At 44.5% G+C, this 20,099-nt stretch carries 18 protein-coding genes; all 18 read right to left on the bottom strand.

What is annotated here, in order from left to right:
• Nucleotides 1-795: 795 nt before the first annotated feature.
• The 18 genes from DWB79_RS08590 to DWB79_RS08505 all read right to left on the bottom strand — a co-directional run bounded on the left by DWB79_RS08590 (nt 796) and on the right by DWB79_RS08505 (nt 19,743).
• Nucleotides 796-1,458, bottom strand: a complete 663-nt coding sequence (locus tag DWB79_RS08590; RefSeq protein WP_016523644.1) for an energy-coupling factor transporter transmembrane component T family protein — start codon at nt 1,456-1,458, stop codon at nt 796-798.
• Nucleotides 1,455-2,252, bottom strand: a complete 798-nt coding sequence (locus DWB79_RS08585) for an ABC transporter ATP-binding protein (protein ID WP_016523643.1) — start codon at nt 2,250-2,252, stop codon at nt 1,455-1,457. The genes DWB79_RS08590 and DWB79_RS08585 overlap by 4 nt, the downstream gene beginning before the upstream one ends.
• A 34-nt stretch (nt 2,253-2,286) precedes the next feature.
• Entirely contained in the window at nt 2,287-2,826 is a 540-nt protein-coding gene (locus DWB79_RS08580; protein ID WP_016523642.1) for a biotin transporter BioY, read from the bottom strand.
• 56 nt (nt 2,827-2,882) lie between these two features.
• Entirely contained in the window at nt 2,883-3,659 is a 777-nt protein-coding gene (locus DWB79_RS08575; RefSeq protein WP_016523641.1) for a hypothetical protein, read from the bottom strand.
• A 53-nt stretch (nt 3,660-3,712) separates the two neighbouring features.
• Nucleotides 3,713-5,383 (bottom strand): CoA-disulfide reductase, encoded by a 1,671-nt coding sequence (locus DWB79_RS08570; protein ID WP_016523640.1) that lies wholly within the window; start codon nt 5,381-5,383, stop codon nt 3,713-3,715.
• A 262-nt stretch (nt 5,384-5,645) separates the two neighbouring features.
• Nucleotides 5,646-6,389 carry a M15 family metallopeptidase gene (locus tag DWB79_RS08565; protein ID WP_252722477.1) on the bottom strand — a complete coding sequence of 248 codons (744 nt, stop codon included), beginning with the start codon at nt 6,387-6,389 and terminating at the stop codon, nt 5,646-5,648.
• Between the two features lie 45 nt (nt 6,390-6,434).
• Complete coding sequence (locus tag DWB79_RS08560) at nt 6,435-6,824, bottom strand: hypothetical protein (RefSeq protein WP_016523638.1); 390 nt, start codon at nt 6,822-6,824, stop codon at nt 6,435-6,437.
• A gap of 19 nt (nt 6,825-6,843) precedes the next feature.
• Nucleotides 6,844-7,173, bottom strand: a complete 330-nt coding sequence (locus DWB79_RS08555; RefSeq protein ID WP_420825625.1) for an STAS domain-containing protein — start codon at nt 7,171-7,173, stop codon at nt 6,844-6,846.
• A gap of 12 nt (nt 7,174-7,185) precedes the next feature.
• Nucleotides 7,186-9,315 carry a PP2C family protein-serine/threonine phosphatase gene (locus tag DWB79_RS08550; RefSeq protein WP_016523636.1) on the bottom strand — a complete coding sequence of 710 codons (2,130 nt, stop codon included), beginning with the start codon at nt 9,313-9,315 and terminating at the stop codon, nt 7,186-7,188.
• Between the two features lie 3 nt (nt 9,316-9,318).
• Nucleotides 9,319-10,791: a PP2C family protein-serine/threonine phosphatase gene (locus DWB79_RS08545; protein WP_016523635.1), complete on the bottom strand. Its 1,473-nt coding sequence runs from the start codon at nt 10,789-10,791 to the stop codon at nt 9,319-9,321.
• A 174-nt stretch (nt 10,792-10,965) separates the two neighbouring features.
• On the bottom strand, nt 10,966-12,807 hold the full coding sequence (locus tag DWB79_RS08540; RefSeq protein WP_016523634.1) for an oligopeptide ABC transporter substrate-binding protein: 1,842 nt from the start codon (nt 12,805-12,807) through the stop codon (nt 10,966-10,968).
• Between the two features lie 172 nt (nt 12,808-12,979).
• Nucleotides 12,980-13,900 carry an ABC transporter permease gene (locus DWB79_RS08535; protein ID WP_016523633.1) on the bottom strand — a complete coding sequence of 307 codons (921 nt, stop codon included), beginning with the start codon at nt 13,898-13,900 and terminating at the stop codon, nt 12,980-12,982.
• Nucleotides 13,901-13,908: 8 nt separating this feature from the next.
• Nucleotides 13,909-14,877, bottom strand: a complete 969-nt coding sequence (locus tag DWB79_RS08530) for an ABC transporter permease (protein ID WP_016523632.1) — start codon at nt 14,875-14,877, stop codon at nt 13,909-13,911.
• Between the two features lie 9 nt (nt 14,878-14,886).
• Entirely contained in the window at nt 14,887-15,816 is a 930-nt protein-coding gene (locus tag DWB79_RS08525) for an ATP-binding cassette domain-containing protein (protein ID WP_016523631.1), read from the bottom strand.
• A gap of 11 nt (nt 15,817-15,827) precedes the next feature.
• Nucleotides 15,828-16,823 (bottom strand): ABC transporter ATP-binding protein, encoded by a 996-nt coding sequence (locus DWB79_RS08520; RefSeq protein WP_016523630.1) that lies wholly within the window; start codon nt 16,821-16,823, stop codon nt 15,828-15,830.
• A 453-nt stretch (nt 16,824-17,276) separates the two neighbouring features.
• The gene (locus DWB79_RS08515; protein ID WP_016523629.1) at nt 17,277-18,098 is read right to left on the bottom strand and encodes a Cof-type HAD-IIB family hydrolase; all 822 of its coding nucleotides are present in this window, start codon (nt 18,096-18,098) and stop codon (nt 17,277-17,279) included.
• Entirely contained in the window at nt 18,098-19,264 is a 1,167-nt protein-coding gene (locus DWB79_RS08510; RefSeq protein WP_040859161.1) for an aminotransferase class I/II-fold pyridoxal phosphate-dependent enzyme, read from the bottom strand. The genes DWB79_RS08515 and DWB79_RS08510 overlap by 1 nt, the downstream gene beginning before the upstream one ends.
• Nucleotides 19,261-19,743: an Lrp/AsnC family transcriptional regulator gene (locus DWB79_RS08505; protein ID WP_016523627.1), complete on the bottom strand. Its 483-nt coding sequence runs from the start codon at nt 19,741-19,743 to the stop codon at nt 19,261-19,263. The genes DWB79_RS08510 and DWB79_RS08505 overlap by 4 nt, the downstream gene beginning before the upstream one ends.
• Nucleotides 19,744-20,099 lie beyond the last annotated feature (356 nt).

Raw genomic sequence — 20,099 nt, 5'->3', positions numbered from 1 at the left:
AGTGTCAAAGGGCTTGCACCAAGGAGTCAGGGTAAACACATCAGGTCGGTTTTCATATCCGCCGCGGATGGCGGTGGTACTAATCAGCAACAAGTTTTTCGTTAGAAAAACTTGACACGAACATTGTGCAAGGAAGTACAATGTTCGTGTTACCCGCGGAAAAAATTGAGACTATTCGACCAGAACTGCCAAGGATGGCAGTGGTTCCATATAGTAGCGATGTTTTGTGCGTGCACAAAACTCGCCTTCAACTGATGTACATGGATGTACAACAGTTGAAGATGGTTCAAATGGTCTCACAGTCTCAATTTTTCCGCGGTTTTTATCTACTCGACCTGATGCGTTTACCCGTCCACTAAAAAAAATGTGCGAAATTTTATTCGTGCGGAGGATTTAATACCCCGATGCTTGCGTCGTAACAAAGGGTATTAAAGCCGACTGCAACCACCTTATGAGAACAACAACCCCGACGCTTGCGTCGGGGTTGTTGATTTCCTTAAAATGCAACAGTTGAACAAAATATGAATTTTGGAAACTGTTGCATTCGTGCGCGAAAAGCGCACACATCAATACGCAAGTTTTCGAAAGAAAACTTGACGGTTAATACATCCGCCACGGACGGCGGTGGTTAGAGCAGAAGCGATATTTTGGCTTTGCCAAAATTCGTCATCAACTGATGGACAGGGATGTTCATCAGTTGATGAAGGCGTCATTGTAGACGCTCACCTTATACCTATGAAATTTCGCACAGAAGGAAGGCAACCGCTAAAAATATTTTTAATACGGTTGCCCTGCTCACCCCCGCAGTCGCCGGTTTTTGAGGGCTTTTTCGACGGTAACGGCAAAGCGTAAGAGGTTTTCGATAAGAGCAGGCAATAAAGAAGCAAACCGGCGATAGGCGTTTACAATATCACGCCGCCGATGGGTACGTGCATCATAAGCATAGTTTAACTGCGCCCACACCTCAAACACACGAGGTACGCACATCAATGTGATGGTAAAGAGCGTCGAAAAGGCGCCGGTGTATTTCTTTCTGCAAAAAAAACGTTCGATTTTTTCACAGAGTACAAAAATTTCCAGCTTTGAGGTGGTTTCGTAAAATATTGAAGCAGTAAATAAGATAAGCGCGAGTTTTTGCATAAACAACAGTGTTTCCGCTGCCATAGTTTTAAACATATCTACCGTCAGCGGCATACCGATTATCTTGATAAAAAAAATACAAAGTGTATAAACACCTAAAAACCGGCAATTTCTTTTCACCGTTAGCCATGACAGTTTTGCACCAATACCGGCTAACACCAGAAAGAATGCGTATACCGCTAGCAGTATCTGAGGTGCGCTGTACAAGGTAAAGGAAGAAAGGCATAATATGCAGAACTTTACCCCTGCAGGGAGACGGTGAATCACCGTATTTCGCGCTGTATACTGAAATAAAAAGCTGTTTTTATCGACGATCATCGGTCATCTATATGAACCGGTGAGCTTTGCTCACCAATTTTCCATACAAGGTCGGCAAATACACGGTATGAGCAGAGCGGATTCCGTATGCCGTATTGTTCAAGGATACCGCTATGGAGTGCAGGCTCCGGTTCTGCGTTATAAACAAGATGTCCTTTGTGCAAGATGATAAGCCGGTTCGCAAGTGCAAGCACTTTTTCCAGCTCATGGGTAAGCACCATAACCGTTTTCCCGTCACGCTGCAGCTGCTCTATCATTGCCGTTACCTGCACCACCCCTGCAAAATCGAGATTGGCAAAAGGTTCGTCAAAGATGATAACATCGGCTTCCATCATCAGGATACCGGCAACTGCAAGCCGCCGCTTTTCGCCCCCTGACAAACTGCGGGCGGGCGAACGGCGCTTTTCGTATAAACCCAGCATCGTTAGTATCGTTTCCAACCGCTGCGCAATAACCTCTTTCGGCAACTTGCTGTCCCGCATACCGAAAAGCGCATCCTCCTCGACGGTATCGCCGAGGATTTGAGCGTCGGCTTCCTGAAACACCAGCCCGATACGCAACTCACCGCCGTCTTTCCTGCTGCGGACTATCGAACCGGAAGAAAGCGTTTCCAATCCGGCAATCAGCGTCATCAATACCGTTTTACCCGATCCATTCGGTCCCGATACGACAATGCAATCGCCATCAAATACCGAAAAAGATATACCGTTCAGCACCGGCTGCCCAGCTCCGGCAAAAGATTTAGTTACATCGGTGAGCTTGAGCAATTCATATCGTTCTGAGGAAGACATCATCAGTATAGCACTCAGTGCAGTGATAGAGGCAGTGTTATTCCGTATAGCGCCGTATAATCGGGTGCAATTTAAGCGTAATAGGAACGACAACGACCAGCTTAATCAGATCGGGTAGGATAAACGGCACAAACCCTTTCATAAAAGTATGCTGCCAGCTAAGGCTAAGTGCGTGCTTAAACCACAGAAGACCGAATACATAGATGGAAAGGAAGCTTAAAAGCCCTGCAACTGCAATGATGCCGCAGGCGAGCGTCCACCGCTGTTCCTCTCTGTAAAGTTTCATAATAAAACCGCCGACAACTGCTGCGGCAAGATACCCAACTAAAAAGCCGCCGGTCGGTCCTGCAAATACGGCAAAGCCGCCGGAACCGCCCGAAAAGACAGGCAAACCGACAGCTCCCGCAATCAGAAATAACAGCACCGAAAGACCGCCGAACAACGGCCCCAACAGCAATCCGGCAAGCACTGCAAGCGCGTTTTGCAGTACAATTGGAATAGGTCCAACGGGAATGGCCATCATCCATCCCGCACAAATCAACGCGGCAAAAACCGCAGAAATAATACTTTTACGCATTTTCGTACATACCCTTTGAGTACCTCTAAAAATTTGATGAATTTTTTAGAGGTTCCCTATAGTTTCGGCGGAATCAGTTTCCAGCTGCCGTTAATATTTTCCAAGCCGTAGACAAGCAACGAAACATTCGCCTGTTTCATAATAACATCAACCCGTGTCGGGGAAACAAACTTGATATCGTCTACCCGTACATTCTGCCGTGAAGGCACAAAAACATACGTAAAATAATCTTTCAAAGATTTAAGTTTTATCCCTTTAACCGGCAATGCTTCGGAAACTTTTTGAAGCGTCAAAGACTGAGAATACTGCTGTTTATACTCTTCCGATAGGAATGTTGTCCATTGAGTATAGTCTTTTGTCGCTGTAATACGGTTAAGCTTCTCGACGATTTTTTCCATCTCCGTTTTTGTTTGATCATACGTTTCTTTTGTAATCGTAACCCCTTCAAACTCGGCGATGACGGTATTTTTTTCTTCGACAGGTTCGGGTTTAACTTCAACAACCGGTTCCTTAACCGGTTCAGGCTGTGCAGGAGGTTCCTCCACCTTCACAGGCGGCTCCTCAACCTTCGCAGGAGCTTCCTCCACCTTCACAGAAGGTTTTTCTACCTTCACAGGCGGTTTCTTTGTTTTAACAGGAGGCTTCGGCTTAACCGGAACTGCAGGTTTAACGGGTTCCTGTTTTACCGGCACTTCCGGTTCTTTGATCGGTTCAGACTGAGGTGCCGGAGCTGTAATCTCTTCAGACTGCACCGGTTCCTCTTTTACGGACGCACACCCCACCGCTATGCTTATTAAAAAGCTTAGTAACAAATATTTATGGATTATTTTCATATCGCTATCCTATCGATAAAAATCGTTTTGGTCAAATCATCCAGTGATTGTACTCAAGGCAAACGGGACAATTCATTATGAACAGTGTTATATGTCATAAAACCGCCCGAAAGGTTCACCGTATTCTTATATCCGTTCTGCCGCAAGATCCGTTCAGCTGTATAGCCCCGCAAACCGGAGCCGCAGTTAATAACAATTGGACGGTCTTTCGGTACTTCGTTTAATCTACCACGCAATGCAGTATGCGGTATATTGACCGCTCCCGGAATGGCGCCGCAGCTAAACTCCTCTGGAGTCCGTGCATCAAGGAAGAACGCTCCCTGTTCTGCATATCGAGGAACATCCCGCCACGAAATAATCGTTGTTAAACCGTTATGGTCGTTTTCCGCAATAAATCCGAGTATATTGACAGGATCCTTTGCAGAGTCAAACGGCGGCGCATAAGCGTGCTCAAATTCGGCAAGATCGAAAATCGTGCCATTCTTTTTAATGTAGGCGGCAAGAACGTCAATTCTCTTATCAACACCTTCCGCACCGACCGCCTGTGCACCCCATAATCTACCATTTTCAGGATTATATAGAATTTTAATCGACAGTATAGAAGCATGAGGGTAATAACTTGCATGATGAGCGGCATGCGTTACCGCCTGCTTATAAGGGAGCCCTACCCTATCCAACGCTTTCTCTCCCAATCCCGTCGCAGCTGCGGTATAATCGAATATCCGCGCAATGCTGGTACCGATTGTCCCGCAGTATGTTTTCTTATTGCCGTACACGATATTATCCGCACAGATACGAGCCTGTTTATTCGCAGGGCCAGCAAGCGGAATTGTCGTATCGGTATCAAGCAAGGGGCTTTTAAACGAAATAGCGTCGCCGATAGCGTAAATATCCTTTTGAGAAGTTTCAAAATAATCGTTGACCTTTATCGCTCCGTTCGGCGCCAACTCAATATTGCAATCCTTTGCCAATTTGGTATCGGGACGTACACCGATCGAAAGAAGAACAGCATCGCATACCACCTCTTTACCCGACTGCAAACATACCGCCAAACCGGCGCTGCGCCGTTCAAACGCTGTTACTCCATCTTTCAGGTATACACCGACCCCCTTGCTGCGGATGTTCGCCTGCACGATTGCCGCCATATCATAATCGATAACATTCATCACCTGATCAACTGCTTCGATAATAGAAACGTCTATGCCACGGCGGTGCAGGTTCTCAGCCATTTCCAAACCGATAAAGCCGCCGCCGATTACAGCGACCCGTTTTGTTGCAGGGTTGTCTATTCTTTGTTTAATCGCATCGATATCGCTGACCGACCGCAATGTATAAATCGCTTCATCGTTAATTCCCGGAATCGGCGGCTTAATGGGGGATGCGCCCGGGCTTAAAATCAGCGTATCATAGTTTTCGATAACTTCCGCCCCGGTATCCAAATTTTTGACTGTTACCGTTTTGGAAGCAGGATTAATCGCCGTTACCTCATGTCGTACCTTTGCGGTAACGTTTAGCGATGCCTTAAACTTTTCGGGCGTCATCACAAAAAGCGCATCCCGGTTTTCGATAACGCCGCCGGCATAATAGGGAAGCCCGCAGTTTGCAAAGCTGATATGCTGTCCCCGCTCAAAGACGGTAATCTCCGCTGTTTCATCCAATCTGCGCAACCGAGCTGCAACGCCTGCCCCTCCGGCAACGCCGCCTACTATGATGTATTTTTTCATGTTTTTCTCCCATAAAAAGTCAAGAAGAAAGTATCAACTTTCGATTGACTTTTTACGCACGTTCGCAATGAAATGAGAACGTGCTTATGATATACAAGTTTGCACTTTAGCAAACGTGCGTAAATAAAAGCCTGAGCTATTTGTACGGCTTTTATTTTACACTCCATGAGTTATTCAATTTTCCCCGATGCAAAGGGGGGAAAACCACCACGTGAATAATGCTCCTAAAAATACAATCTATTTTTAGACGTTTTCCTTACATTTATCTTGTTTGTTTTTTCCAAGCGTCGATAAACTCAAGCATGTACTGCTGAATATCGCCGAACCATTTTTGCTGAAAATCGCAGGCTTCTACACCGATATAGCGGTAGTGCCATGACTCCCACACATAGCCGGTTACCGCCTCGTATCCTTTGGGAAAAGAAAGCGACCAGCCGTATTTTGAAGCGTTCTGTAGTACCCACTTACCGGCGCGTGTTTGTGCAAATTCATCGGAGATGGAACCGAAGTCTACGACCGTACCAAGCTGGTGTTGGCTTGTTCCCGCACGGGCGGAAAAGCGTTCCGCTTCTTTTTCACCGGATTCCCGTACATACCGATCAAATAAATTTTTCTGATATGTGTATGAACGGTACGAGGAGCTGACAATCAGTGTAACCCCATCCTGCTTTGCTGCAAGCGCCATCTCCTGCAAGGCTTGTTCCGCTGTTTTTGTCAGGGATAAATCCTTTCGGTTAATGATATAGGCGCGACCGGTATCCAACCTTACAAGATTTTGCGGCGTATATCCATCAGGCAATAGATGCTGCTTATCAACCAATATCAAAAGATTCTCTTTCTCGACAGCCAAGATCTTCTGCAAGTCAGCTAAGAAGGAAACTGCATTGTTACTAATATGACGCTGCATCTCTACGGGAATAGCAGAAGGATATGCAAAACTGCGAAGTTGCGTTTCCATATTTGCATCAACTGCCGTTACACAAAAGAATGATAATAGACATATCATTATACAAAGTATTTTTTTCATACCACTTACTTTTTAGCGACGTATTTATAGGTATACAATAATACAAGAGCGAGACTGCTCTTGTCGATAGCATACTCTACGAGCAAGATTTTTTGTCATCAATAAACCGAATCCCCGATACCGCTTTGCCTTCAGATCAAAATAGGGTTGTGTTCTCTTGAGCGCATGTAATAACTTATCAAAATTTGTACTACGGTAGGAGAAACAAAGACGCGGAAAGAAAATATTTGATACACTTAATAGAATATCTTTATTTTCAGCAAAGACGGCATGCTCGGCAATATTGTCAAACACTTCTGTTGAGATAATAAGCGCGGTTGTTCGTTTACTCTCAGGAATATCTTTAGAGGTAGAGATAAACTCTTCAATAAAGCCGATATTTTTTAAATCGGCTTCTACCTGTAAATGGTTCACGTCCTTATACCGTATCAGCCTATTTTACTTCGTCAAGCGAGCGAATAATAGGAAACACTTCCGAAAAACCGGTGGAGGCAATCGCAAGCTTTACAACCTCTGAAGGATTCAAAATATAAATTTTATGACCAAGCTCCTCCCCATCTTCGGAAGCAGCCATAAGGATTCCTAATCCTGACGAGGATAGGTTTGTAACCCGAGATACATCAAGTACAATTGAGTGTTCTTTAATAAGGTTGTAAACTTTTGTTTCAAATTCATGATACGTGTATGAATTTATTGAACCGGCTACCGTCAGCAAAACAAACGCATCGTTTGTTTTTTCCGTAATCGTTAAGTTATCCATCATTATACTCCTATCTTATTGATTATATTTCAATACCAATATAGTAACATCATCATCAATTTTACGTAAAATAAAATCCAGAAGGCTATTATAAATAGTACGAGCAATCTGAGAGGGGTTAGCGCTGTTATTTTCCTGCAGGATTCGGCCAACACGATCGCTGCCAAATCGGTCTCCTTTTAAGTTCGTTGCCTCAAGCAAACCGTCAGTCGTAAAAACAATCGTATCTCCTTTGTGCATGGTGATTTTCCGTACTTTTAAGAAAGGCGCAATATTCTTTACAAAGCCGAGAACTCTGCCTTCTCCCTGAATTTCGATTGCGTTCTTATATGAACTGATATACATTGACATCAGCGGAATACCGCAGTTCAAATAATAAATCGTATTAGTCGGAAAGTCGATAATACCAAAAAGTCCCGCAAAGAAAGTTCCGCGCGGCAGATTGTCCTTTATAAATCGGTTTACCTTTGTTATTAATTCCTTAAAATCTGAGATTGTCTGCAAATAGGTATGAATAATCGACTTTAAAATGACCATCGACATACTCGCACTTAATCCCTTACCTGAAACATCGCCGATAAGGAACATTGCCCGTTTTTCGTTCAACGTAATATAGTCGATAAAATCACCGCCGAGCTGATGCGCGGAATATGCAATAGAATCCATTGAAAATCCATGCTCTTCAAGCGTATCCTTATAATTCTGAATAGATCCGATAATTTGGTCGGACATTTCGACCTCGCGGTCAATCGTAACGGTAATATCTTGCTTAGAAATATTTCTAAGGTAATAGATTACCAAAAAGAAATACGAATACATATTGGACAATACTCGTATGTCATACGGGTTGTACTCCGCACTGTGCGTCTTAGGGGCTAATAGGATACAACCGATGAGTTTTTGCCCCTCTCTCATACTGATAAGAATTTCGGTCTGTGTTGTTTCAAAAATATCGAGCAGTTCACCCCGTATCGATTCATACAAATAATTAGCAATAAGCTCCGTTTTGGTAATAACGATATTATTTTGACTGAGTAGATATTCAAAACAAGGGAGGTTTGCGCTCAATGTATTATGATGGTCAAAATCCGAATACACCGTCTGCAAATTCATATTTTCATCGCTGACAAGAATATCGAGGCCTTTACAGGTGATATACTGTTTCATAATTCTCGGAAAAGTCTCCAACACCGTATCGTGACCTTTACCAAAATCGAGTTTTTGCAGCTCTGCATCTAACTTTACTTCGTAGTCTGCTGTTTTACCAAAGACATATTCAAGCTTACCGGCAACAAAACTTCGAATAAAGAAAAGAATAATACACGAAACCGTAATTAAAGCTATCCAACCGCCAACCGAAGGGATAAACTGCATAATAAGCGCTGTTGCAAAACCAGCAGCTCCGGCAAATAAAACAGTAAAAAAGATAAACCGGATAAAACCGAAGAGAATTTGCTTAATATCAAAAACACGCGTCAACGAAAATATGGCATTGTCCAACGCCAACATAGCAACATACCCGAACGGTATAAACGAAAAAGCCCAAGAAAACACCATAAAATAATGGTTTTCTGCAATCCATATCGCAAGAGCAAGCCCGATGGCAAATCCGTGCAACAGGAGCTGTTGTCGATGAATATTGCTTTTCACAAAAAACATTTTGACAAAGCATATTATGATTGAAAGTACCGGGACAAAGAATATGTAAATATACATAAAGAGTCTAATACCGCTCATACCCGGAACAACATCACGCTGTAAAAAGTAAAAACCCTTTAACGGACTCCACTGGAATCTACCGACGTAGAATACAATAAGCCCCATACCCGCAATATGGAATACTGCGTTAATCTTTTGAAGCACTTTATAAGCTTTAAACTCTGAAATAACAAGCACCATATCAAGGATGTGGTAAGAAGCAAGCAACATAAAGAAGATACCACACGTCGTTACAACTCGTTGTATACCAGCTTGACCATAAAAAACCAGATGAACGGAAACAGCGACACAAAGTGCAAAAGCAGCGGCGGGTACCGTAATCTTATTTAACAGGACACTAATACGATTCGATTGATGAAACGAAAGATACGATGAGTTTACAAGGAGTAAAACAGCGCCAAAATACGTAAAGAAAATTAAACCCATACATTATCCCTTTAATTTTACTGCTAAAATAGTGGTATCATCGCGGAAGGCTTTTGCAGCACTGTAGTTAAGTCCCAATTCCGCTACCTTTGAGGTAATTGACGATGCGTCAGACGAAGCAAAAGATTTAATTGATTCAATGTAAAGGTCATTACTACCAAGTTCCACACCTTCTTCATTGGTAATTTCGGGAATTCCGTCCGTCGTAATAACAAGCAAATCATTACGGTACAGAGGTTTTTCGGCAACCGTCACCGAATCGATATCAATAATCCCGATAACGGAACAATTTGAATCAAGCATCTTTACTTTATATCCTTCCGCCGCTCTAGTAAAGATCATCGGCGCTTCCATTGAAGCATTTACATAGCGTATTTTCATAGCCTTAGTGTCGATGAGCCCTAAAAACACGACGGTATATTTATCCAGTAGATTCATACGCTTAATAGCGCTGTCTACAGCAAAGATCAAACCGGCAAGATCTTCTTTATTTTCCATAATCCGTATTGTATTTACAAGGACCCCCATAACAAGTGCCGCTGCAAGACCTTTTCCGGAAACGTCCCCTGTAATAATCAAGGTTTTATCTTCGTCAATAGGGATAATATCATAATAGTCTCCCGATACGTTTACCAACGGCCGGAAATAAACACCTATTTCCAGCTTGTCAAGCGCCGGTATTTTCTGCGGCAGGAATGCCCGCTGAGTATTGGCAACCATTTGCCATTCCTGTGCAAGCTCCGAATAATAGAGGAGTTGCGAAAGTGTTTTTTCACGTCCGAAATAGTTTTTAAACTCAGTAAAAAACTGCGGGAATACTTCAGGTTCAACAGCGCGGATATAACGACAGATAATAAAAAGACGTGCAGAACTATATGCAATAACAAGACCCCGTGCTTGTTTCCTGTCGGAAGTCATTTGCATATCGGAATCCAATAAATAAATATTTTCTCCCCAGTGATCAAGCCACTCGGCAGAGAATCGATGCGCCAGCTTTTCATACACATCGGGATCCGAAACATAAGCCGAAGTACTGCTATATACAACCAAATCGGTGTCGGTATTGATAAGCAAGACAGAGCAATCAGCCTTGTATTCAAGCTCTTGCTGAACAGCTTCGATAAGGTTTTCACGTGTATAGCAAAAGCGTAATCTGTTGATAAAGGTCTCAAAAAGAGCAGTCTCCGTTTCTTTATACACCCTTTCCCGTACCTTACGAGATAAAAAGACTGTTCCAAGCGAGGCCATAATAGAAGCAATAGCAAAGATTGCAAAAGCAAAACCGAAACGAGTAAAAAAACTGAAATTAGGAAGCATCCGGTATTGTGTTACCATCAATGTAAGGTCTTTTGCCGAAATCAACCGTCCCAAAAACGAAAAGCGGGGACTCAACGCGAACATAAAAGCTGAAAAAACCAAACTGATGCCGGTAAAAATAATTAATTTACCCCAAAACTCCTGTTGTTTTCGTATCATGCGCTACAACCTCGTAACCATTTTAATTTACTTTTAATCACATTAATGCGCTTAAAACCAATCCGGTTTTATAAGCGCTTGATATTTTTGCCTTAAATACGAATAACACCGACCTGCCGCTATCGACAGATCAATGTTATTCCATATTACTATTGTTACTTACCTTCCATCTCGTTATTTCATGGTATTGACGGCAGGCTTGTCGCTGATCAGCGCGAGGTCACACCAATCCCAGTCGGTAACAAAACGTTTATCCCAGTTCTTTGCCCGCTTATTTACGGCATATAATTCCATACGATAAGCAGTCGGAATTGCCGGAGCTTCTTCAAGAATATTTTCGTCCCATTCTTTATAAGCTTGAGCACGGAATGCTTCGTCAAAAGCGGCTTCAGAAGTTATCTGAGCAAGCAACTCTTCGTTTTTCTCGTTTACCCAACGTTCCAAATTAAACTGGGCAACTTTCCCGTACAGTCCGGTCGGTTCCGGATTCGACCCGACTCCCCATGCAGCGGAATACATTTCTACGGTTGGGTCATCATCCAGCAGCTTATCATAGAACGCATTGAACTCGATCAATCGGCCGTCGTTCAGCGCGACATTTAAGCCGACATCTTTCCAGTTTTGGATATAGTAATTCGCCATCGGAGCTGCTACATCGCTGCCGCTCATAAACAGGAAGTTAATCTTAAGCGGTTTTCCGTCCGGTGTTTCGCGGTATCCATCCCCGTCGACATCCTTGTAACCCGCTTCGTCCAGCAACTTCTTTGCTTTTTCGGGATCATAAGAGTATCCTTTTCGGCTTGGGTCATAAAAACCGGGATGGTACGGTGTGATAAACGAGTTGGCGGTAACGCGCAAACCGTGGTAGTAGATAGCATTGATACCGTCGTTATCCATTGCATAGCCGATAGCATGGCGCAGTGCCTTATCCTTAAATTTACTACGGTCGGGGAACATTTCGCACATTTCTTTTTCTTTATTCCACGTACCGAATTTAAATCCGATGTACGTATACGTACCTTCGATACTGCCGACAATATCGATATTATCGATTTTCATTTTGGGCTTTCCGTTTTCGTCAAGGACGGTTTTACCCTCATCGTCAAGTTCGACCAATTGATCGTATATATCATTCTTAAATTGAATAACATCAACTTCACCTGCTTTTATCGCTGCAACAACGGAGGTCGGTGCAATTCGCTTTACGATAAGCTTATCAACGGCAGGCTTTTTCCCGAACCAATAGGGATTAGGTACATATTCAATTATATCCCCTTCAACCATCGAATTGATGGTGAACGGACCGTAGGAAAGAGGGGTTTTCCGTACGCGGTCGTGGGATGCCATCTCCGCTAAAGGTATATCTTTAAGATAATGAGCAGGCTCTGCATAATAGGTAAGTCCGGCGCCCCATAAGATGCCCGGGAAAAAGTTTTCAAAGGTAACTTCAACCGTTTTATCATCTATCTTTTTGAGGCCGGAAATCGTTTTTGCCTCGCCCTTGTGGTATTCAACCATGCCCACAACATTTTCAAACTCGCTGTCATAGCGAACACCGGTATAATCGGGATGGCCGATACATTCATACACAAAGATAATATCATCGGCAGTTACCGGTACTCCATCCGACCACGTAAGCTTCTCGTTTATGTGATACGTCGCCGTTTTCGCCTCACGGTCAAACGTCATCGCACAATATCCGTCTCTAATTTCATGGTTCGGGCCATCAGTCATAAAATATCCGAGGCGCGGCCGCATTACTTCCAAAGTGGGATTATCCTGATACAGGAACGTATTAAACACTCCCTTCCACGGTGTATCGTATGCATACCCATATACAAATGTGCCGCCGACCGCCGCTCCTTCCCGTTCGATCACTTGCGGAAACAACAGCTTTAATGTGTTATCCGTTGCTCCGTCTCCGCCGGCCTGCTTTTGTTCCGTTTTTCCGCCGCAGCTTGCAAGAGCCAACATTACCGCGCATAAAAACGCAGCAGCCTTTAAACCTTTTGACATTATTTTCCTCCTCATTTAAAAAGTCAAGAAGAAAGTATCAACTTTCGATTGACTTTTTACGCACGTTCGCAACGAAGTGAGAACGTGCAAATGATATACAAGTTTGCGCTTTAGCAAACTTAGGTAAATACAAGCCGTGCTATTTGTGCGGCTTGTATTTTACACTCCTCATTTATTTATAACGCTGCTTTGCATCGGAGGCGCGTTTTATCGTTTGTCCGACGTAGTTGATACACAGCATTAATACCATAATAAGAATAGATGCAGGCAGCCATACCCACAGCTTGCCGGAAATGGTTCCCGGATCGCGCGCATAGCCGATCAGCGTACCGAGCGACGGCGATGTCGGCGGGAGACCGAAGCCTAAAAAGCTCATTCCCGTTTCGATACCGATATTACCTGCCATACCGAGCGTAAAGTCAACGATAATAATGGAAGCGATATTCGGCAAAATTCCGCCGTACATAATCTTAAAATCTCCGGTACCCATAATGCGCGAGGCATTCACATAATCGCGATGGTTTTCAGATAAGGCTTTACTGCGCACAAGCCGAGTAACTCCCGTCCAATAAAAAGCGGACATAATAAAAATAAACGTCCAAATATTATAGGACGGTACGATAGTTACAAAGACGATAATCAGCATAACAACCGGCAGAATAAGAATAAAATCGCAAATACGCATAATGATGTTATCAACCCTTCCGCCGTAAAAACCGGTAATCAGGCCGAAAAAGACGCCGACGATTTCGGTAATAATGGTTACGCTGAATGCGATGAGGATGGAATTGCGCGCTCCGATAATCAGCTGTGGCAAAATCGGCCGACCGCCGAGATCTGCCCCGAGCAGGAATTTTTTGCCGGGTACCGAAAACTTATCCCGTAAACTCACCTTCATAACGGTTTCCGTATCAAGCACAAAACCACCGATGATAATTACCGCAAAGATAATAACCAATATGCCAAGCGCAACGATTGCCGCTTTATCATGTTTAAATTCCGTCTTTACAATCTTCCAAAACGACGGCACGGAAGACATTTCTTTTAACGTCGCTTCATCTATATTATCAATATCAAATGCCGTTTTTTCCATAATATCCCCTATTCAATTCTAATCCGCGGATCGACGATTATCATAATAATGTCCGAAATCAAGCTGCCGAACAGGGCAAGCGTGCCGTACAATAAGGTGAGCGCATTGATAATGGCATAATCGCGCGACATAATCGCTTCGATGAACAGCAAGCCCATTCCCTGATACATAAAAATCGTTTCGATAAAGATCGAACCGGCGAGCAGACCTGTTACTGTAAAGCCGAAAAAAGCCGCTATCGGTAATAGGGAGTTCCGAAAAATATGGTGCGTATACACCTTGTCGATCGGTACGCCCTTACTCCGTGCCGTTTTAACGTAATCTTGGCTTTTTGCATCAATAACCTCGTTACGCAGGTACTGCACAATACCCGTCGTGCGCAATACTGCTGCCGTAATGGCCGGTAGTAGCATGTGATATATTCTGCTTGCAATATAACGACCGGTATTCCCCATTGCCTCCAATCCGACAAATCCCGACGTGGGGAAAATTCTCAGCCGATAACCAAACAGCAAAAGGCTCAAAAGCCCAAGAATAAACGTCGGGATTGCATACGTGATAAAATTATAGACCAATACCGCCTTATCAAACTTCGAGCCGTTATAGCGGCCTGCACGGATACCGAGCGGAACGGCAATGGCATACGTTAACACCACCGTTAAAAGCGAAAGCCACAGGGTATTCTGCGCAGGTAATTTGATTTTATCCGTTACCGGAATTTTATAGGTATAGGACACGCCGAAATCGCCGTGCAGCAGAATGCGCCCCATCCAGTTCTTATACTGTACCGGCCACGGATCATTTAAACCGGCTTTTTCCCGCAGCTCTTCGATGCGGCTTGCCTTAATGTTAGGATTGCCGACCAGTCCGGTAAAGGGATCGCCGGGCATCATCTTTCCGATCAAAAAAACCAAAACACTCAATATAAACAGCTGCGGTATCATAATAAGGATACGGCGTACTATTGTTTTCCACATACTCTCCCCCTAATCCTTCAACGCAGCGTAATGGGTATCGCTGATTTTCTTTAAATCGTACACTCGCCCTTCGGGACTAAAGTAACGTTCCGATTCACGCTCATATATTTCTTCAATTTCGGCACGGCGTTTTTTATATTCGTCGCGTATTTCGACATTCATTTCAGGGATTGCTGCGATAAGCCGCTTGGTATAGATATGCATCGGGTTGCGATAAATATCATCCCGTGTTCCCGCCTCTACGAACCGGCCGCGGTACATAATGTAGATATAATCGCACATGTGCTTGACGACGCCTAAGTCGTGCGAAATAAACAGATAGCTCAGCATAAATTCACGCTGAATTTCTTTAAGGAAGTTGAGAATTTGTGCCTGTACCGAAAGGTCAAGCGCAGAAACCGGTTCGTCCGCCACAATGAGCCGCGGATTAACCGCTATCGAACGCGCAACACCGATACGCTGCCGTTGTCCGCCCGAAAATTCATACGGGTACTTATATAAGCCATCGGGCGGAATCCCGACAATCTGCAACAGTGAAAGCACCTTCTTTAATTCTTCATGCTTTGAAAGCCGTTCAAAGTTTCTGATAGGCTCCGCAATGATGTCTCGGATACGCTTTTTGGGGTCAAGGCTCGACATAACGTCCTGAAACACCATTTGAACGTTTTCGTTATATTTAATCTTTTTCTGCTGTGCCTTGGTATTTACAAGACTATCTTTGAAGCGGATTTCGCCGCCGGTGGGCTGTTCCAACCCGACAATCGCTTTACCGATAGTGGTTTTCCCCGAACCGGACTCCCCGATAAGACCGTAGGTTTTTCCTTCTTCAATCTGAAAAGAAACGCCGTCCACCGCCCGAACATAATCCTGTATCGTATTGAAAAAGCCGCCGCGGATAGGGAAATGTACTTTTAAATCTTTTACTTCCAATAACGCCATATCCGCCTCCTCTAAACCTCACCCTCGAACCGGAAATTTTTCCAGCAGGAGCAGCGGACAAAATGACCGGGACTTACTTCGTGCAAAATCGGCGTTTCTTCGTGTTCTTCAGCTGGAATCCACGGAATACGGTCGGCAAACCGGCAGCCCGTATGCTTGAGTTTTTTAAGCGAGGGAACCATACCTTTAATAACGTGCAGCATATCGTCATCTTTATCCGCCTGCGGAATCGATTTAAGCAAAGAACGGGTATACGGATGCAAGGGATGAGTAAACAGTTCCTGCACGGTAGCAAGTTCGACAATCTGCCCCGCATACATAACCGCAACGCGGTCGGCAACCTGCGCGACAACGCCGAGGTCATGAGTGATAAGGATGATGCCCGCCTTGTGCTCTTCCTGCAGGTCTTTAATAAGATCAAGAATCTGTGCTTGGATGGTTACGTCGAGCGCTGTTGTCGGCTCATCGGCAATGATAAGCGACGGATTACAAGACAGCGCCGTTGCGATAAGTACCCGCTGCCGCATTCCGCCGGAAAGCTCATGCGGAAACCGCTGCGCCGTACGCTTGGGGTTCTGGATACCGACATCGTTTAAAAGCTGTAAAACCCGCTCTTGCCGCTCTTTTTCGTTGAGGCTGGTGTGGTACAACAGAGCTTCTTCAATCTGCTTCCCTACCCGCTGCAGCGGATTAAGCGAAGCAAGCGGATCCTGAAAGATAAATCCGATATCTTTTCCGCGGATTTTGTTCATCTCGTCTTCGGGAAGTGTCAGCAAATCCCTGCCGTTCAGGAGAATTTCGCCCGAAACTTGCGTAAACCGCATATCGTGAAGCCCCATAACGGACATCGCAACGGTACTTTTACCACAGCCGGATTCCCCTACAATAGCAAGCATCTCATTGGGATGAACGTCAAACGACACGCCGTCAACAGCATCATAGTAGCTGCCGTCGATACGGAAAGCCGTGTGCAAATTTTTAACGGTCAATAAATTGTTTTGTTCCATGGTAGTTTACTGTATTTATAACCTTTTTTTAATAGCTATGGGCATCTTCTAAAAACTCAGGTATAGTTTTTAGAAGATGCCCGACGAGTTTTAATTTCAGTCTTTATATTGTAATGACTTAAATTAAAACATCGCAAAAAATCTAAGGAGAACCTCTAAAAAACTGAGGTTTTTAGAGGTTCTCCTATGTAATACGGTATCACGGATACGCAAATTTTGCAACCGTACACCTATAAAAAAATCCGGGTAACTGCATCAGGCTCTTTTGTTATCCCCGCAGAATAATTGAGGCCGTTCAACCAGAGTTGAACCGTTGGTTCAAATGGTCTCTCGACCTCAATTATTCTGCGATGTTTATCAATTTTTCCTGATGCGGTTACCCATCTGCTAGAAAAAATGTGCGAAATTTTATCCAAAATTTCGCACAGAAAGAAGGTACCGCATCCTTATACTCTATAGCACGTACTTTTCTAAAAAGCGGGCGATACCGTCTTCGTTATTGGTGTAGTCCGTTACTGCGTACGCAATATCTTTGATAGCGTCGAGGCCGTTTTTCATGGCGATGCCGTATCCCGCAAGACGGATCATCGTTTCGTCATTCATGCTATCGCCGAATGCCATCACTGCCTCATTTTTGATACCGAGCAGCCATGCCAGCTCTTGCAGAAACTCCCCCTTACCGGTATCCAACGGAATGATTTCCAAAAAATACGGCTTACTGGTAAACAGGACAGCCCGCGTACCGAACCGCTTTCTAAACTCAGGTTCGACGGCAGTGATAATATCAGGCTCCGCAGGAATGAGCAATTTATACACCGGCTTGGTGCGCAAAATCTCCCGATAGTCTTCCGGTATCACCGTCTTCATTTTTGTCAGATGCGCATCCCTATCCGAAAAAACAGTCCGTTTAGCGATGTAAATGGTATCGTCAAAATAGAGATGGCAGGAAAGATTTTGCGATTCTATATAATCGTAAATCTCAATCGCAAGATCGGCGCCGAGACGGCGGCTGATGATTTCCAGCTTCATATCGGAGGTCAATATCTGCGTCCCGTTGTTGCACAGGATATAGCTTTCCGTTTTATCCGAACCGATCCGCTGCGCATACGAATGTACCGAACGAGGACTTCTCCCCGAAGCGAGCAATGTCAGTACACCCTTTTTCATCAAGGCCTGTAAAACCGATACCGTATAATCGGAGATGGTCAGATCATCCCGCAAAAGGGTGTCGTCCAAGTCCATCGCGATAATTTCTATGTTTTTTAGCTTTTCCATTACAGCGGCTCGCCTTTCAGCAATTTACCGATACGCTCAAGCGCAATCCGTATCTTGCTTATGTCGGTAGCGTAGCAGCAGCGGACAAAGCCTTCGCCGCCGCTTCCGAACACGTGGCCGGGCACAACAGCAACTTTGTAGTCGGTAATCAGCTTAACCGCAAAATCTTCCGAACTTAAACCGGTACTGCGGATATCGACAAAGAGGTAAAATGCACCGTCGGGCGTTATATAAGGAAGATTCATCGAATCAAAGCTCTTCATCATCAAGTTACGCCGCTGCCGGTAGGAAACCCGCATCCGCTCAACCTCGTCCCAGCCACGTTCCAATCCTTCCAGCGCCGCATATTGGCTCATAATCGGAGCGCAGATTGCCGCATACTGATGAATTTTATGAATTTGAGCCATCAGCTCCTGCGGGCAGGCGATAAACCCGATACGCCAGCCGGTCATCGCAAAGGACTTTGAAAACCCGTTGAGGATAATACAGTAATCCTTCATTCCGGGAAAGGAACCGATAGATGTATGCGGCGCTCCATACCGAAGTTCGCAATACACCTCGTCGGACAGCGCCCAAATCTTATGCTTTTTAACGACGGCGGCGATCTTTTCCATCTCATCAGCAGGAATCATCGTACCGGTGGGATTGTTCGGGCTACAGATAATCAGCGCCTTAGTTTTCGGCGTAATGAGCGCTTCGATAGCCGCCGCAGTCGGGATAAAGTTATCCGCCGAAGTATCCAGCCCAACCGGTTTCGCCCCGCAGAGCGCCACCAAGGGCTGATACGAAACATAGCACGGTTCCGCAACAATTACCTCATCTCCCGGATTCAGGATGGAACGGAACACAATATCGATTGCTTCCGAAACGCCGAAAGTAATCAGTACCTCGTTTTTAGGAGAATACGACATGCCGTAGCGGTTCAAATAACCGGCAATCGCCTTGCGGAGCGGTTCAAGCCCCCAGTTTGAAGTATAGGATGTATGCCCGCATTCGAGATGATACCACGCTTCCTCGCGCATACCCCACGGCGTTGCAAAATCAGGCTCCCCTACCCCCAGAGAGATAATATCATCTTGTCCGGCGGCAAGCTCAAAAAAACGGCGGATACCGGAAGGAGCGACGCTCACAATCCGGTTGGAAAATTTATCGGATCTGTCCATTATGCGGTAATCTCTTCACGGGGATCTTTTTTCGGGTCGATATAATACGTTCCGTTTTCTTTATAGGTCTTGAGCACAAAATGAGTACGTGTACTGATCACTCCTTCCAGCGAGGCGAGTTTTTCCGACACGAAAAAGGCAACCTCTTTTAAATCTTTTCCTTCGACCAGCACATGCAGATCATATCCGCCGGACATCAGCTGTACCGTCTTTACCTGCGGGTACCGATATATCCGCTCCGCAATGCGGTCAAATCCGTGTTCCCTCGCCGGTGCAACCTGAATTTCTATCATCGCAGATACCGTATCGCTGCTTGCAAGCCGTTCACGGTTGATAACCGCAGCATATTTTAAGATGATGCCCTCATCCTCTAATTTTTTAATGGCAGCGCGAACCTCTTCCTCGGACTTACCCGTCATTGCGGCAATATCCTGCGGACTCAGCCGCGCATCGTTTTCCAGTAAATCGATAATTTCCTGCATAACAGCTCCCATAAAAAGTCAAGAAGAAAGTATCAACTTTCGATTGACTTTTTACGCACGTTCGCAACGAAGTGAGAACGTGCTTATGATATACAAGTTTGCGCACCGCAAACTTGAGTAAATAAAAGCTGTGCCATTTGTACGGCTTTTATTTTACACTCCTTATTCTTAATTCATAATTGTAATATTATGAATTGACATATTCTCAGTTATTTCTTGGGCATTGTTTTTAATGAATATTGATTTGCTTAAAGGATTCGATACTATTGAGCATCTCTAAAAAATGAGATTTTTAGAGGTTCCCTACAGTTTGTTCCGTCATATCGGCGTATTGTTCTGCAAAAGCACAAAATACG

The organism is Treponema medium, from assembly GCF_017161265.1.
Taxonomy (GTDB): domain Bacteria; phylum Spirochaetota; class Spirochaetia; order Treponematales; family Treponemataceae; genus Treponema; species Treponema medium.
This window is presented reverse-complemented; position numbering and strand designations above follow the sequence as displayed.